Raw genomic sequence first — 16,616 nt, 5'->3', positions numbered from 1 at the left:
TCGATGGCAATCAATCGCGCACCGAGCAGCAACGCGCAGGCCAACGCCGCCGGTCAGGCGCGCCTGGCCGACGCGCAGCAGAACGCCGCCGGCAAGGAAGGCGCGCGCGCGGCGCAGCGCGCCACCAGCTACAACGGCACGCTGTTCACCAACACCAACCAGGCGCAGAACGGCAACCAGGCCGCGCAGCGCAAGTTCGCGAGCCTCGCACGCAACAAGAAGCGCGCCAACGTGGCGCGTGCCAAGCGCAACGCCGCGAGCGGCGCCGGCGACGACGAGGGCGGCGACGCGCAGGTCAAGCAGGACGACATGGATGCGCTGAACGGCGGCCGCGGCGGCGGCGGCGGGCGCCAGCAGCAGGAACAGAACGATCAGGCCGAAATCGGCGCGGCGGGCGGCGACAACGCGGCGCCGGACGTGCGGCCGGCCTCGGCGCAGGCCGCGCCGCCGAGCCAGCTCGACGCGATCGCGGCGAAGTTCGGCCCCGGCGACGAGGCGCAGCGCGCCGAGGCGGTGCGCAACGCGTGGCACGACTCGGTGCGCGAGCTGTTCCAGACCGCCGGCAACAGCGAGGCCGGGCCGTGGGCGATGCGCCTGTCCGCGCTGATGGTGGCGCTGCAGCAGATCGAGATGAAGATCGGCCCGGTGGGCGCGGGCGGCGTGGCCATGCTGCGCGAGATGCTGCAGCACCTCGGCAAGGGCGGCGGCAGCGAGTCGTTCCACCATATCCTGCCGCTCGCGATGCTGCGCGCCTCGTACAAGGCCGGCGGGCCGCCGAGCGAGGCGCCCGGCGCCGCGCCGCTGCGCGGCAAGGCAAGGCGCGAGCGCGGCGGGGCGATCCAGCAGAGCGTGGGAGCGGGGATGGCGGGGCGCGTCGCGAAGGCGGCCCAGGCGAAGAAGCCTTGAGCGGCCGGCCCGCGCCGGACCGCCGGGCCAACCCCGCTTACCGCCGAACCCTCACCCTAAGTTCGCGAGGCCGTTTTTCCGCACCGGTTGCAGCATGCGCGGCCCGGTTTCCTGTCGCCCTGCTCCCACTGCCGCACCGTGGAAACGGTGGTGTTGAGATAACGCGCGAACACGCGCTGGCCGACGTTCACGTCCTGGCGAATGCGGGCGATATCGGCCGGATTGAATTGCGGCGCCTTTTCGATACAGAGCGCGTCGCATTCGTGCATCGTCGTCTCGTCGATGCGCTTCGCGCGATGCAGGCCGGCGGCGGCGCCATGAATCGCCTCCAGCGCATCACGCTTGAAGCGGGTTCTGGCCATGCCGGATCTCCACGCGTTCCTTTGAATTCACCATCGCGCCCAGGTCGGCGGCCCTTGCCCGGCCGATGTCCCGGGCGAGCGTCCCCAGTGTCTCCCTCCGCTCGCCCCCACCCGCCCCCCGCCTCGACACGACTTCAATCCCCATTTTCCACACCGCTTCGCCCCCGCCAACCGGCGTCCGCCGGCCCGCCAATCCGCGCTCCGCGGCCCCTCCCCCACCGCCCGCATCTCCGTTCGCATACCGCGTTCTCGCTTCGCATTCGTCGCCCGCCGCCATCGGTCGACCGCCTACAGTAGCCGCAACGAAAGCTCAGGCTGTGACCAGATCGACGGACCCATGAAACTGCTGCGGATTCTGACCGGCACCCACGCAGGCGCGCAATTGCAGCTCGCGCCCGGCGCGCACCGCATCGGCACGGACGACGCGGCCGACATTCGCCTGACCGACTGGCGCGGGGCGGATCTGTGGCTGACCGTCAGCGATACGGGCGTGGTGTCGGCGCAGGCGGTCGCCTCGGCGACGGGCGCCGTCGATCCGGGCGCCACCAGCGGCCCGCTCGAACAGATCCTGCTGGTGGACTTCGTGCCGATGCAGTTCGAAGGCACGATCCTCTGCGTGGGCGACGAGAACGGCGTGTGGCCGTCCGACTACGAACTGCTCTCGACGCTGCTGGCCGCCAAGCCGGCCGCGAAGGCCTCGCCGCTGCGCCGCCGCTACCTCGGCATCGCGGCGGCCTGCTTCTGCGTCGGCGCGGTGATCGTCACGATCTCGGTGCTGTCCACCGCGCAGATGAGCCGCGCGGCGCTGCCGCCGAACGGCGACGACCACGCGCGCCGCGTCACCGAGGCGCTGGCCGCCGCGCACATCGACGGCCTGAATGCGCACGCGGTGGGCGACACGGTGGTGGTCACCGGCATGCTGGCCAGCTCGGCCGACGATTCGGCGGTGCGCCAGCTGCTGAACCGCCTCGCGATCGCGCAGGTGGCGCGCCAGTACGACGTGGCGCCCGAAGTGGCGCGCAGCATCGAGGATTCGCTCGGCGTGCCGGGCGCGCGCGTGCAGTACGGCGGCGCGGGCCGCTTCGTGATCAAGGGCTCGGTGGGCAACAAGAACGCGCTCGATTCGGCGATCGCGCGGATTCGCGCCGATCTCGACCCGAACGTGAAGGACATCGTGGCCGACGTGTCGGAGTCGTCGGGCGGCGCGAACGCCTCGGACGGCCTCGCCTACTCGGAAATGCTCTCGGCCGACGGCGTGCAGTACGCGCAGACGCCCGACGGCGTGAAGCACATCTACGCGTCGGACCTGCCCGACGCGTCCGGCGCGGCCGCGGTCGGCGCACCGCAGAACGCGGCCGCGGCAGATACGGCAGGCAACAACGCGGGCGGCACCGGCGCGAACCACGGCGTCGCCGCCCCGGCGAACGTCGCCGCGAACGGCGCGCCGAACGAGGCGGACGGCAACGGCGGCGCCGAAACGAACGCCGCAGCCGGCACCGGCGCCCGCAACGGTAATGGCAGCGGCAGCCGCGCCGCCGCGAAGCGCGCCGCGCCGCAGCCGCGCAAGACCGCCGACGAATTCGTGCCGCTGCCGCACGCGTTCGCGGCGCCACCGAATCCGCCGATGCTCGCATCGGCCAACGTTCCCGTCGCGCCCGAGGCGCGTCGGGCCGAACCATCGTCCCGGCCGCCGGCTTCGCCGATCGCGAGCTGAGCCCGGCACGTCATTCACAGGGATAGGCCATGTACGAATCGCTCGACCCGTACGCCAAGGATTTCAACGACATCCGCGCGCTGCTGAACGCGCCGGACGCCCAGGCGCGCGTGAACGCGCTGCGCGCGGCGCTCGACGCGACCGCCGAAAAGATCGGCGCGACCCCGTCGACCAACGAACTCGACCGCAGCAACCTCGCGAAGCTGTATCGCGGCTTCCTGGCCACCTCGCGCGCGCTCGCGAAGCTCCAGGAGCAGCGCGCGAACGCGTCGTAATCGATTCGCTGGCGGCCCGCCGCCTTCGAAAGCCGCCGGCTCCGCGCCACGGGCATGTGCCCGGGAAGGAACGGCACCTATCCGCAGTTGCAGTATCCATGTCCATCGCAACCGCTTTTTAAACAACGCGAGGTAATACCATGCCAAATCCCGTCAATAGCGCCAGCAGCGTCCTGGGCGGCGCCTCCAGCATCGCCAGCACGGCCGGTAACGCCATCGGCGGCGCAGCTGCCGCGGCTTCGGGCGGCGCGAGCGCGGCTTCGACGCAATCGCAGATGCAGGGCATCAGCGATCAGATGAACCAGATGACGCTCGCATCGGCCCAGATGCAGCTGCAACAGAGCATGGCCGCGGCCCTGTCGAACGTCATGAAAAGCGGCGCGAGCAACGTCAAAAGCGCATCGCAAGGCGGCTAATGACGCCACCCGGCGTCGCGTCATGCGACGCCATCGCGGCGGCCGTGCCCATCCCCGGGCGGCCGCCGTCCCCCGCCGTCCCGTTCACTTCGTACCTGATCCGCCCACCGCATGAGCTCCGACCGATATACCTGGCTGATCGAGGATCTCTGTGCCGTCATCGACCTGCCCGATGTCCAGAACGTGCTGACCACGCGCGCGATCGAGGTCGAGGGTTTCGACGTCCGCCTCGATTATTTCGACAACGACATCGACGCGATGTACGCGAATTTCCATTACGGCGCCGTCACGGCCGGCCGCACGCTGACGATCTTCCGCCTGATGCTGGAGGCGAACCTGCTGGTTTACGCGCAGGATCAGGCGCAAATGGGGATCGACACAGATACCGGGAACGTGGTACTGATACTGCGCATTCCGTTCGACAGCGGCGTGGACGGTGCGGAACTGGCCGACCTGCTCGCCCATTACGCGGAACACGGCCGCTACTGGCGGCGCAACATCATGGAATCGAGCGACGACATGTTCGACGGCATCGCCTCCGGGGAATACATCTGGCTGCGCGCATGACCGTCTAGGCGCCGCTCGGCCGATCAACCCGAGTCTGGCGTCACGCGCAGTTCCCGATGTCGAAATCCGCTTCTCCGCGTGCGCTCACCCGGCGGCACGCCACCGCGCCGTCCGACACCCCGGGCGGCCGCACGATCGCCTTTTCCCGCTTCTGGCTGCTGCGCGACGCGGGCCTGCTGATCGCCGACGGCGAGATCGTCTCGCTCGGCGCGCGCCCCCTCGCGATCCTGATCCGGCTGATCGACGCGAACGGCCGGGCCGTGTCGGTGGCCTCGCTGCGCGAGGCCGTCTGGCCCGGGCTCGAGGTCGACGCCAACACCGTCCAGTCGCAGATCTCGGCGCTGCGCCGCGCGCTCGGCGACGACCGCGACCTGATCGAGACCGTGCCGGCCCGCGGCTACCGCTTCGCGGGCGACCTGCGCGTGGTCGAGCATCCCGACGCCGACGGCGCCGAGCACGCCGCCGACCCGGCCGCGCCGGCCGCCGACCCGCTCCCGCCCGAACCCGTGCCGGCCGCCGCCGCGCCGCTCGCCCGCAACACGCTCGCGCAGGCCCAGCCGCACGACCCGGCGCCGTTCGTCGGCCGCCACGCCGAGCTGGCCGAACTGCTCGCGACGGTGCCCGCCGTGCGCACCCTCACGCTGACCGGCGCGGCCGGGATCGGCAAGACCCGGCTCGCGATCGAGGCCGCGCGCAGCCTCGCCCCGCAATTCCCCGACGGAGTGGCCTACGTGCCGCTCGCCACGCTGTCGGCGCCCGACCGGCTGGTCCACGCGATCGCCGACGCGCTCGAAGTCGACACGCGCGGCGGCGAGATCGACGCCGCCCAGCTCGCCGAGGCGCTCGGCGAACGGCGCCTGCTGATCGTGCTCGACCACGCGGCGCCGCTGCGCCACGCGGTGGCGCGCGCGGCCGAGCGGCTCACCGCCGCCACGCCCGGCGTCCACCTGCTGATCACCAGCGACACCGCGCTCGCGGTCGGCGGCGAGCGCGCGATGGCGGTGGCGCCGCTCGGCGTGTCGGCCGACGCGCACCAGCCCGACGACATCGGCAACAGCGACGCGCTCGCGCTGTTCTTCGCGGCGTTCGAGCGCCGCCAGCGCCGCGACGGCACCTCCGCGCCGGCGCGGCTGCCGGCCGACGCGCTGGCCGCGGCCGCCTCGATCTGCGCGAGCCTCGACGGCATGCCGCATCCGGTCGAACTGCTGGCGGCCGACATCGCCGCGACGCTGGCCTCGAACGGCGACGTGCGCGCGGCGTTCGTGGCCTGCGCGACCGAGCTCGACCGCTTCCTCGCCCAGCGCACCGGCTCGCGGCGCCGGCTGCTGCCGCACGCGGACCTGCAGCTGGCCAGCCTCGATTTCGTCTACGGCCGGCTCGACGCGGGCACCCGCACGGTGCTGCGCCGCCTCGGCCTGTTCCACGGCGCGTTCGAGGAAGGCGCGGCGGCCGAGCTGCTGGTGGCGTTCGATCGCGCGCTCGGCCTCGACGACACGCCCGCCGAGGCCACCCGCCGGCGGCTGCGCCAGCTGGTCGGCGCCGGGCTTGTCGAGGACGTCGAATGCGACGGCGAGATGCGGCTGCAGCTGCCGCCCTCGGTGCGCCGCTACGCGCTGGCCACGCTCGCGCGCACGCCCGAGCGCGCCACGCCCGGCGCGCTGCACGCGGCGCTGGTGGCGCGCATGGTCGCGCGCCGCTTCGGCGCCGGCCCGTTCCTCGCGCCGCCCACCGTGCGCCATGACCTGGCCGACCTGCGCGCCGCGCTCGAATGGACGATCGACGCCGGCAAGCCGGAACTCGGCGCGGACCTGCTCGACCACTCGGCGCCGCTCTGGGTGCGGCTCTCGCTCGGCGACGAATACGTGGGCTGGGCCCGGCGCGTGGCTGTCTGCGGCAACGGCGGCGAGGTCCGGCGGATTCGCCCGGAGATGCGGGTGGCCGCCGCGCTCGCCAACGCGCTCACCTGCAAGCGCAATGCCGCCAGCGAGGCGGCGCAGCAATGGCAGCGCGCCTACGAGATCGCCAGCGCCTGCGCCGACAATTCCACGCGGCTGCGCGCGCTGCTGCACCTGTTCTTCCGCGCCCAGATCCGCGGCGAGACCGACCGCGCGCGCGAGCTGGCCCGCAAGTACACCGAGATCGCCGACGCCGCGCGCTGGCCCGCCGCGCAGCACAACGCGCGGCTGATCGAAGGCCTGCTGCGCGCCTACACCGGCGACCTGCACATGGCGATCCCGCTGCTCGGCAGCGCCAACGGCGCGCATCCCGACGTGATCCGCGAGGCGCGCGCGCTGGCCACGCGCCACGGCCTGTCGCTGCACCTGATCGCGAGCGCGGCGCTGTCCACCGTGCAGTGGCTGGTGGGTGGCACCCCGCGCGACAGCGAGATTCCCGAGCTGGCCGCCACCGACAACGAGCCGATGTCGTGCTGCGTCGCGCTGCGCCATGCCTGCGCGCTCGCCGTGGTCGAGGACGACGCGCCGCGCGCCGAGGCCTACGCCGCCGCGCTGGTCGAGCTGGCCAGTTCGTCCGCGCCGCGCCGCTGGCTGCGCACCGGCCTCGACGTGCAGCGGTGGCTGCTCGGCCGGCAGGGCGACCATGCCACCGGCCTGCAGCTGGTGGAGGAAATCGCGCAACGCTTCGAATCGCACCGCGTGCCGCCCGTCGATCTCGCGTTCGTGACCACGCTGATGCCGTCGATCGACTTCACGCGCCACGACGCGCTCGCGGACACGCTCGTGCAGGGCATCACGCAGGCCGTGCGGCGCGCCGATCGCACCGGCGAGCGCTGGACCAAGCCGTGGCTGCTGCACCTGCAAGGGGTGCTGTCGCGCGCGCGCGGCGAGCCGCCGGAGTCCACGCGGCGCAGCCTCGCGCATGCGCTGCGCTGCGCGTCCCAACAGGGCGCCTATCGCATCGTCGAGCGGATTCGCGCCGATCTCGATGCGCTCGATGCAAGCATCGACAGCAATGATGCCGATTGAATCGACACCGGCCCGTTCGCTTCGGATTTCACGACATCGCTTCGCTCATGACTTCGGGTTTTACCTGATGGGTGTCACACACAGAAATTAATGTGAGGCTCCATCCAGCCCGTCGGGCGCGTGCGCCGAAAACGCACGCCCCGCGCGGAATCCCGGAGCCCAGATGTCGTTCAAGTCAGTCCTCGCCCGGGTGGGCGGCAGCAGCGCCGACGCGCGGCCGACCGCCGAGGCCCGGGGTATCCCCGGCGTCACGCACGCGGTGCCGACCCCGGCCGCGCAACCGGCGGCGCCGCTGCCGGCCCGGCGCGACGCGACGCATCCGCATCCGGGCGCGCCCGCCACGCGCCACGCGCAGCCCCATCCCGCGCCGGCGCATGGCCAGACCGATGCGGCCGCCGCCGAGGCGCGGCGCCGCCAGGGGACCGACCGGCTCAAGGCGATGTTCACGCGCGCCAGGCCCGACGCGCCCGGCACCGCGCCGAAGCCGCCGAGCCAGTCGCCGGGCACCCTCGCCAACGCCGTCGCGCACGTCAACGCGGCCGCCACCGACATCTCGACGCCGTTCTCGCAGCACTCGGACCGCCACCGTCCGCTCTCCGCGCAGCAGTACCGCACCGACGTCACGCGCTACGCCACCGACACCAAGGCCTCGCACGCGGCCGCGCTCGCGCGCAAGCAGCGCAAGCGCGTGGGCGACGCGCTCGGCGCGGCGATGCCGGCGATCCCCGAGGACGAACATCCCGACGCCGACGAAGCCGCGCTGCAGCTCGAATCACTCGACAGCCGCGCCGGCCTGAGCGTGCAGGTGCAGACCTGGTTTCCCGATCCGCACGCCGGCGCGCAGGCGAGCCGGCAGCTTGCCGACCGCCTCGCCGGACTCGGCGCGCCCGACCGCGCGCCCGCGATGCTGCGCGGCGTGCTCACGGCCAGCGCGCTGCGCGAGGCTGGCGTGAGCGACGCGGGGCAGGCGCGCGACGTGCTCGACGCGCTCGCCTCGCTCGACTTCGCGCGCATGGATACGCAGACCAGCGCGCTGCCGGCCGGCGCCGCGCACGAAGTCGACGCCACGCGCGCGCAGGCCTGGCTGGTGGCGCGCACGCTGTCGCGCACCGACGAAGGCTTCGACGCGCTGCGCACGCTGCGCGGGCCGGGCCACGAGCCGCCGCTCCAGCGGATGGCGCAGCGCATGATGCTGCAGGCCGCCGACCACGCCGACCCCGGTCCGCACGACACGTTCACCGCTGCCAGCGATCCGGCGCCGGGCGCGGTGCAGGCGCGGCTGCTGGCGGGGCCGGACGCCGCGGCGCTGCCCGCGCGCGCGTTTTCGGCGGCCGCGATCGCGAACACCCGCGGCGCGACGCAGATGCGGCTCGACCAGAAGGGCGATTTCTTCGCGTGGCGCCAGCATTTCCGCGACGACGGCGCGGGTACGCCGCTCGCGATGACGCGCGAGCGTCTGCACCGCTTCACCGGCAAGACCCTCGATCGCGCCGGCGAGAACCGCTGGAAGACCTTCGCCGCGCGCGCGGTCGGCAAGCACCGCTCGCCGCTCGCGGCCGTGCGCAACGGCACGCAGGACGTCACGCGGCTGACCATCGCCAAGGAGAAGAAGGCGCTCGGCGAACTCGCCGACCGGCGCGAGGCGCTGCTCGGCCTGCCGGCGATGCAGCCGGCCGCCACGCTCGGCCACGCGCAGCCCGCCCACTCGCTCGTCGAGCTGGCCGCGCTGCACGTCTGGTTCGACAGCGGCGGCTTCAAGACCGGCAAGCCCGACGCCGCGCAGATGAAGGCCATCGTCGCGAAGGCCAGGCAGATGCGCGGCGAGATCGCGGGGCAGCCCGCCTCGCCCGAGCGCGACGCGTTCCTGCACGACACCGAGGCCTGGGGCGGCCGGCACGCGCAGGATCACGCCGCGTTCGCGGGCGTGGGCAACGTGCCGTTCAATCTCGACCGCCTGGCCGGCTGGGCGCAGCGCGCGCAGGTGGAGGATCCGGCCTTCGTCGCCGAACTCGACGCGCAGATCGACGGCGAGCTGACCGCGCTGAAGGCCAGCGCGAAGAGCCTGCCGCGCGCGGTCGACACGCCCGATCGCGAGCACGTGGTGGACGCGCTCGGCGAGGTCGTCAAGCAACTGCCGTCGGGCGCGCGGCTGCGCGTGCAGGACGGCAACCGCGCCGGCATCAGCACGCGCGGGCTGTCGGCGAACTTCGGCAAGCTGCTCAACGCCACCGGCATCCCGCTCACCGCGCGCGTGGACGCGCGCTACAACAAGAACCGCTCGGCGCTCGTCGAGTTCGCGCGCAGCAACTACGGCGCCGAGATCTTCGCCGGCACCGCCGACGGCAGCAGCTGGCAGGCCGGCGCCGGCGTGCGGGTGGGCTACGACTTCGACGTCGGCCTGTCCTACGTGCGCGCCGGCGTGACCGCGCAGGGCGTGCTTTACCAGTCCGAGACCAACAACCCGCGCGGCGTGTCGCTGCGCGTCACGCGCCGCGTCAAGGAAGACGGCAGCAACTTCGACGACAAGATGCTCGAAACGAAATACGCCGGGCTCTTCAAGCATCTGGTCGACAGCTCGGCCGCGGCGCCGGACAAGAGCGCCGAGGGCACCTGGAACCACCTCGCCGAGCAATACCTCGAGGACGAGGACATCTCGGTGGGCTGGACCGACGGCACCGACAAGACCTCGCGCAGCGGCGCGACCTTCGACGTGGGCGTCTACGGCGGGATTCCGCACACGCCGCTGTCGGCCGGCGTGGGCGTGGGCGTCGGCTACACCTCCACGCACAATCACATCCGCGAGCAGCGCGACCACGGCGGCTCGCTGCAGCTCGAACAGCACCGCTCCGGCGGCGGCTCGCAGTGGGTGGGCCGCCTCACCGCCGGCCTGAGCGGCTCGGTGCCGATCGGCACGAAGCCGCACACGGTCGGGCTCGGCACCACTTCGGTGGATACCCCCTCCATCAACCTCGCGCTGCGCGACACCGGCATCGAATCGCGCGTGCAGATCGCGCGCGACAACGGCGTGCTGATGCCGCGCTCGTGCATCGTCGACGTCGAATACAAGTCGCCGGCGATGTTCACGCGCGCGATCGACGCGCAGCGCGGCGCCTGGCGCGACCTCTACGCGCTCGATTCGCTGAAGAAGCAGGGCGTGACGATCGAGACGGCCAGCCCCGAGCACTGGGCCACCGCGCACGCGCGCGCCGACGAGAAGATCGACAAGCTGCTCGGCGAGGTGCGCGGCAACTCGGCGCCGAACCAGACGTATTTCCATCGGTTCCGCCTGCGCGGCGACGCGGCCACGCGCATCGACGCGCTCACCGCCAGCGAAGTGGGCGGGCGGCCGAACCCGGCGGTCGCGCGCGAGATCAACCGGATCATGTCGGACCCGGCCTCGTGGATCGCGTCGGACCTGAAGGTCAAGGAAGTCAATTCGAGCGCCTCGCGCGCCGGCCTCAACGTGGCGCTGCACGTGACCGCCGTCACGCAGGTGTCGGGCGAGCACGAGATCGTCTCGGAGACGGCCGACTTCGCGCAGCTCGACGCGCTGGAACGGTATCAGGCCGATCGCGCGGCGGCGGCGGCGGCCGGCGTCGAGGATGATGAGGAGGAGGTAGTGGTGGCAGGCGAGGACGAGCCGATTACGGTCGTGCCGGCCGACCCCGCGCTCATGCGCGATGCGGGCGGCCCACCGGACCGGCCGGCGATCGAAGGCAACGATGCGGGCATCGACGGACGCCGACCGGTGACGACGCACGCGCCGCCGCCCCAGCCCCGGACGCCGAGGCCGGACCGGGCACCGTTGCCGCTGCCCACGCCGACGCCCAGGCCACTCGATGCCGCCGGCGGCGCGCGGCGCGCGAGCGGCGTCGCGGCGCTCGACAGGCTGCGCGAGCCGGCTGCGACGCCGCGGTTCGGTATGCCGGGTCCGGCGCTCGATGGGCGCCGCAATGCGCAGACGGCCTTTGACGCTACGCGTGAACCGGCTCCGGCGCCGCAATTCGGCGCGCTCGGCGCGGCGCTCGATGGCCGCGGGCCGACGACGACGCTTGATGCCGCGCGCGAACCGGCTCCGGCTCAGCGATTCGCCTCGCTCGGCGCGGCGCTTGATGGCGGCTGGCCGACACGGACAACGCTCGATGCCGCGCGCGAGCCGGCACCCGCCCAGCGATTCGCCTCGCTCGGCGCGGCGCTCGATGGCGGACAACAAACGCCGACGACGCCCGATACCGCGCGCGAGCCGGCACCCGCCCAGCGATTCGCCTCGCTCGGCGCGGCCCTCGACAGCGGCCGACCAACGCCGACGACGCTCGATGCCACGCGTGAGCCGGCTCCGGCTCAGCGATTCAGTTCGCTCGGCGCAGCGCTCGACGGCGGCCGACCACCACCGGCAACGCCCGATACCGCGCGCACGCCGGCTCCGGCGCCGCGATTCGCCTCGCTCGGCGTGGCGCTCAATGGCGAACAACAAACGCCGACGACGCTCGATGCCGCGCGCGAGCCGGCTCCGGCTCAGCGATTCAGTTCGCTCGGCGCGGCGCTCGACGGCGGCCGACCAACGCCGGCAACGCCCGATGCCGCGCGCACGCCGGCTCCGCAACGCGAATCGCTGGCCGCGACGCCCGACGGCCGCCGGCCGGTGCGCCCCGCGCAACCGGCAAGCCAGCCGTCGCGCGCGCCGCTCGGCACGCCGCGTTTCGGCTCGATCGACGCCATGCTCGACGATCGCCAGCTCGCCCGCGATGCGCAGCCGGGCATCGTGTCGGTACTGGAACGTGGCCGGACCGGAAGCACGTCGACACCCGCCGTGCCGGGCGGCAGCAACCCGTCCGCGCGCGCACCGCTCGACACGGCCGGCACGACAGCCGCCCGCCACACGGAGGAAACGCCCGACACGGACGACGACGAGGACGACGTCTTCCACGACGCACCGGAGTCGTTCGACAACCCGCCGCCGAGCGCCTGATCGCAGGTCACGAGCGCGCCGCGGCGAGCGGCGCGCCCCGGGCGCGCGATTGACCGCCCCGAGGCCGCTCGTTATCGTGGTCGGTCCCGTCAGCCCGGCGGGATCGACCACGACCGCGACCATGACCGACCTCTGCGACCGAATCTGGACCCTGCTCGAAGAAGGCGCCGGCGCCGGCCGCGAGCGCTCGCCGTTCACGATGCTGCAAGCGGCCACGCTCGGGCTCGACGGCGCGCCGAAGGTGCGCACCGTGGTGCTGCGCGGCGCGGACCGGCAGGCGCGCACGCTGATGTTCCACACCGACGCACGCTCCGCGAAGGTCGCCGAACTGGCGCGCGACGCGCGCATCGCGATGGTCGGCTGCGATCTCGCGAACGGCCTGCAGATCCGCGTCGAAGGCACGGCGACACCACGCGCCGACACCGCCGGGCGCCTCGCGATCTGGCAGGCCAGCCGGCCGCGCACGCTGATTCTCTATCGCGCGCCGCTGCCGCCCGGCACGCCGGTCACGACCCCGGCCGACGCGCAGCCGCCCGCCGCCGGGAACGACGCGCCGCTCGACGGCTTCGAGCATTTCGCCGTGATCGACGTGTGTGTGAACGCGATCGACTGGCTCGACCTCTCGGGCGACGGCCACCAGCGCGCACGGCTCGTGTTCGGCGCGAACCGCTGGCGGGCCGACTGGATCGCCCCCTGAACCGGCGGGCCGGGCCGCATCGGCAACCTGCCCGCTCCGCTTTCGCGCGCCGCCCCAACATCGACCGTCACGCCGCTCAAATCCGCAGCGCGCTGGTGCCGTACACGCGCCGGTCCTCGTCGCGCTGCGCGAACAGCCAGTCGCGCAGCGTGCGCCGCGCGTCGGACTCCACCGCCCCCTGCGGATACACGACGTAATAGCCGATCGACAGCGGAAACGAGAAGTCGAGCACGCGACGCAGCCGGCCGGCGGCGATGTCGCGCTCGACGAGCGGCTCGCTCATCAGCGCGATCCCCTGGCCGCCGATCGCCGCGTCGATCGCCAGCGACGACTGGTTGAAGCGCGGCCCCTTGGCCGGGTCGACGGCGCCGCCCGCCTGCAGCGCCTCCAGGAACTCGGGCCACAGGTCGTGCGCGTCGTGCAGCAGCGCATGCCCGGCGAGATCGGCGGCGCAGCGCACCGGCCGCGCGCCGTCGAGCAGCGCCGGCGCGGCCACCGCGAACACATCGAGCGGAAACAGCAGCTCGCCCGTCAGGCCCCTGCCGAACGGCGGCTTGCCGTAGCGAATCGCGATATCGACGCCGTCGCCGCGGAACGTCGAGAGCCGCTCGTCGGCGATCACGCGCACCTCCAGCTGCGGCAGCGCCTCGCGCAGCTGCGTGAGGCGCGGAATCAGCCACTTCGACGCGAACGACGGCGCGGTGCTGATGGTCAGGGTGGAAGGCCGGCGGTCCAGCGCGTCGGTTGCGTCCGCAACGATCGAGAAGGCGCGCTGCACGGCCGGGAAGTAGGCGCGGCCGTCGGCCGTGAGCGCGAGGCCGTGCGGCAGCCGCTCGAACAGCGGGCGCTGCAGGATGTCCTCGAGATGGCGGACCTGCTGCGCGACCGCGCCCTGCGTCACGCCGATTTCCTCGGCGGCGAGCCGGAAGTTGAGATGGCGCGCGGCGGCCTCGAACGCGCGCAGGGCGTTCAGCGGCGGCAGGCGGCGAGGTTTGGGAATACGGTTCATGGAATCGGTCGGGCGCGGCCGACAAGCGGGCGCGCCGGCGGCTCGCCCATCGAAGCGGGCATTCTAGCGCCGGGCCGCGAGACAGGCACGAAACGAACGCGGAACGGCCACGCAACGCTTCGGCAAGCGACGGCAACGACCATGACGGCGGCAACGCAAACCACGGCCCCGGTACGACCACCCGAGCCGAACCACGCCGCACGATCGTGCGCGCCACGCGGCGCAGCGCGCTTGCCGCCCGCCCCCACGACTGCGATCGCACGGGCGCGCAGCGCCGCCCCCGCCGCGCGACGCCACCCTCGCGCCGTTCGCCCTCCTCAGCATCGCCGCATTCACTCGCCCGCGCGCCCGCCCATTCACCCGCCCCGGCACACGACTGCCACAAATGGCAGGGCCGCCCCGAGCATGCCAACATAAACGCCTTCAGGCATTTTTAGGCGCGCCCGAGGCTGGTAGACTTGCGCACACGGCGCGATCCGCGCCACGCAGGCCAGGCGCGTCGCACCCGCGCGAACGTCGGAACCGTCCCGCAACGCAAGGACGGCAGGCCCCGACCGCAGGGCCTCGCATCGTGCGTGCCGCCCATGCCGTTCGCCGCATCATGCCTGCCCGATTCCCATAGTGCCGCCGGCGTGCGACGTGAGCCGGCCGCGACTCGACGAAGGTAGGCCAAGTGCAGAGCAGGACCGAAGTTTATTCGCTGCCTCGCGGCAGGCTGGCGACGTGGCTGACCGCGCCGGGCCAGGATGCGCCGCACGAAATCCGCGTCGCGCTGGTGGGCACCCTGTTCGGCACGCTGCCGATCTTCTTCGGCGGCGTCTTCAACACGATCGCCGTGGCCTGGGTGCTCGCAGCCCGCCATCCCACGGCGATGTTCCGCTTCTGGCTGATCGCCGAGATTCTGGTCTGCACCGTGCGCCTGATCGTGCTCGTGATATCGCGCCGCCGCGCGCTGCAGCATCGCCCCACGCCCACCGATCTCTACATCACGCTCGCGCCGCTATGGGGCGCGACGGTGGGCTACGGCGCGTTCGTCAGCGCGATCAGCGGCGACTGGGTGGCCGCCACGCTGTCGTTCCTGTCGGCCGCCGCGATGGTGGGCGGCATCTGCTTTCGCAACTTCGCGGCGCCGCGCCTGGTGGCGGCGATGATCGTGCTCTCGCTCGGCCCCTGCGCGATCGGCGCGCTGCTCTCGGGCGAGTACGTGCTGCTGCTCACGCTGGTGCAGATTCCGTTCTACCTGTTCGCGATGAGCGGCGCCGCGCGCCGGCTCAACGCGCTGCTGATCTCGACCATGAAGGCCGAGCGCGAGAACAGCCATCGCGCGCGCCACGACATGCTGACCGGCCTGCTCAATCGCGCGGGCCTGTTCAACGCGGCCAACGGCGACACGCGCGCGCGCATCCGCGCGGGCATGACGCTGCTCTACCTCGATCTCGACGGCTTCAAGCCGATCAACGACGCCTATGGCCACGAGGCCGGCGACCGCCTGCTGGTTCAGGTGGCCGAGCGGCTGCTGCGGCTGGCGGGCAGCGAGGCGCTGGTGGCGCGCATGGGCGGCGACGAATTCGTGGTGGTGGGCGACTGCCGCGACAGCGCGACGGCGCGCGAACTCGCCAACGCGATCGCGCGCGAGATCGCACGGCCGTTCGACCTCGCACCCGGCATTTCCGTGCATGTGGGCGCGAGCGTCGGCATCGCGCCCGTGTCGAGCGAAGATACCGACATCGACGCGCTGCTGCGCATCGCCGACGCGGCGATGTACGACGCCAAGCGCAACAAGAAGGGCGACCTGCCTCCCGCCCAGGCCGTGGCCTAGCCGCCGGTCCGCGTGACGGGTTGTTGCCACGGGTTTGTGCCACGGGTTTGTGCCATCATCGTGGCACCCCGATACGACAGGCGACGCCCACCATGAAGCAAGGCCAGTGGTTCTCGCGGTTCTCCAGCATGCTGTCGACGGCCACCGGCCGCCCCGCCACGTTCATCCTCGCCGGCGCGCTCGTGATCGTCTGGGCCGTCTCCGGCCCGATATTCCATTTCAGCGACACGTGGCAGCTGGTGATCAACACCTCCACCACCATCGTCACGTTCCTAATGGTGTTCCTGATCCAGAACACGCAGAACCGCGATACTGCGGCCATGCAGATCAAGCTCGACGAGCTGATCCGCGCCGTCAATGGCGCGCACAACGCGCTGCTCGATCTGGAGGAACTCGACGAAAAGGAACTCGAACGCTTTCGCAAGCATTACGAAGCGCTGGCCGAACGTGCACGCCACGCGCTGCGCGACGGCGCATCCGACACCGATTCGCCGTTCGTCGACACGGCCCGGCACGACGACGACGGGAAGGACGAGAACGACGAGCGGGGCAAAAAGGGTGAGAACGTCGAACGGCGGGATTGATCCGCCCGGGCACGGCGCTGGACGCTTACCTCGATCGGCGCCGACGACGACGCGCTCGCGCCGCGGGCGGCTCTCACCGCTCGCCGGCTGACGAAATGCTGACATTCGCACCGCCGTGCGGCCATCGCGCCCCATTGCGGTGCGCAACCGTCGCGAATCGCCGTTATATCAATGAAAACAACGCCCCGCGCGGCATAAGACGTTGCGACGATCACGATTCGATCAGCGAAAACGGCCCGGTTCAAGGTAATCTGTGCGTCTGATCCGAATCCCGACATATCGTCCGACGGATATTCCGTCCGCCGGAAGATGTG

At 72.3% G+C, this 16,616-nt stretch carries 12 protein-coding genes; 10 read left to right on the top strand and 2 right to left on the bottom strand.

Annotated elements, in window-relative coordinates; genetic code table 11:
• Window positions 1-3: 3 nt before the first annotated feature.
• Window positions 4-906 carry a hypothetical protein gene (locus BpN12_RS00985; RefSeq protein WP_246793429.1) on the top strand — a complete coding sequence of 301 codons (903 nt, stop codon included), beginning with the start codon at window positions 4-6 and terminating at the stop codon, window positions 904-906.
• Window positions 907-962: 56 nt separating this feature from the next.
• Here the strand turns inward: BpN12_RS00985 and BpN12_RS00980 are convergent, their stop codons facing one another.
• Window positions 963-1,268, bottom strand: coding sequence for a helix-turn-helix domain-containing protein (locus tag BpN12_RS00980; RefSeq protein WP_425306274.1), 306 nt, complete (start codon window positions 1,266-1,268; stop codon window positions 963-965).
• Window positions 1,269-1,605: 337 nt separating this feature from the next.
• On the opposite strand from BpN12_RS00980, the gene BpN12_RS00975 reads away from it, so the two are divergent.
• The 7 genes from BpN12_RS00975 to BpN12_RS00945 all read left to right on the top strand — a co-directional run bounded on the left by BpN12_RS00975 (window position 1,606) and on the right by BpN12_RS00945 (window position 12,890).
• On the top strand, window positions 1,606-2,982 hold the full coding sequence (locus BpN12_RS00975; protein WP_246793428.1) for a type III secretion protein: 1,377 nt from the start codon (window positions 1,606-1,608) through the stop codon (window positions 2,980-2,982).
• A 29-nt stretch (window positions 2,983-3,011) separates the two neighbouring features.
• Window positions 3,012-3,257, top strand: a complete 246-nt coding sequence (locus BpN12_RS00970; protein WP_246793427.1) for a type III secretion protein — start codon at window positions 3,012-3,014, stop codon at window positions 3,255-3,257.
• Between the two features lie 140 nt (window positions 3,258-3,397).
• On the top strand, window positions 3,398-3,673 hold the full coding sequence (locus tag BpN12_RS00965; RefSeq protein ID WP_246793426.1) for a hypothetical protein: 276 nt from the start codon (window positions 3,398-3,400) through the stop codon (window positions 3,671-3,673).
• Window positions 3,674-3,784: 111 nt separating this feature from the next.
• A complete protein-coding gene (locus tag BpN12_RS00960) occupies window positions 3,785-4,240 on the top strand; it encodes a CesT family type III secretion system chaperone (protein WP_246793425.1) in 456 nt (151 codons plus the stop codon).
• Window positions 4,241-4,296: 56 nt separating this feature from the next.
• Entirely contained in the window at window positions 4,297-7,224 is a 2,928-nt protein-coding gene (locus BpN12_RS00955) for an ATP-binding protein (protein ID WP_246793424.1), read from the top strand.
• 163 nt (window positions 7,225-7,387) lie between these two features.
• Window positions 7,388-12,193, top strand: a complete 4,806-nt coding sequence (locus BpN12_RS00950; RefSeq protein WP_246793423.1) for an autotransporter — start codon at window positions 7,388-7,390, stop codon at window positions 12,191-12,193.
• A 121-nt stretch (window positions 12,194-12,314) separates the two neighbouring features.
• Window positions 12,315-12,890, top strand: coding sequence for a pyridoxamine 5'-phosphate oxidase family protein (locus BpN12_RS00945; protein ID WP_246793422.1), 576 nt, complete (start codon window positions 12,315-12,317; stop codon window positions 12,888-12,890).
• Between the two features lie 76 nt (window positions 12,891-12,966).
• On the opposite strand, the gene gcvA is transcribed toward BpN12_RS00945, so the two are convergent.
• Entirely contained in the window at window positions 12,967-13,899 is a 933-nt protein-coding gene (gene gcvA / locus BpN12_RS00940) for a transcriptional regulator GcvA (protein ID WP_246793421.1), read from the bottom strand.
• Between the two features lie 673 nt (window positions 13,900-14,572).
• On the opposite strand from gcvA, the gene BpN12_RS00935 reads away from it, so the two are divergent.
• Both BpN12_RS00935 and BpN12_RS00930 read left to right on the top strand, forming a co-directional pair.
• Window positions 14,573-15,718, top strand: coding sequence for a GGDEF domain-containing protein (locus BpN12_RS00935; RefSeq protein WP_246793420.1), 1,146 nt, complete (start codon window positions 14,573-14,575; stop codon window positions 15,716-15,718).
• 92 nt (window positions 15,719-15,810) lie between these two features.
• The gene (locus BpN12_RS00930; protein ID WP_246793419.1) at window positions 15,811-16,302 is read left to right on the top strand and encodes a low affinity iron permease family protein; all 492 of its coding nucleotides are present in this window, start codon (window positions 15,811-15,813) and stop codon (window positions 16,300-16,302) included.
• The last annotated feature ends 314 nt before the right edge of the window (window positions 16,303-16,616 follow it).

This window comes from Burkholderia perseverans (assembly GCF_022870505.1).
Taxonomy (GTDB): Bacteria; Pseudomonadota; Gammaproteobacteria; order Burkholderiales; family Burkholderiaceae; genus Burkholderia; species Burkholderia plantarii.
This window is presented reverse-complemented; position numbering and strand designations above follow the sequence as displayed.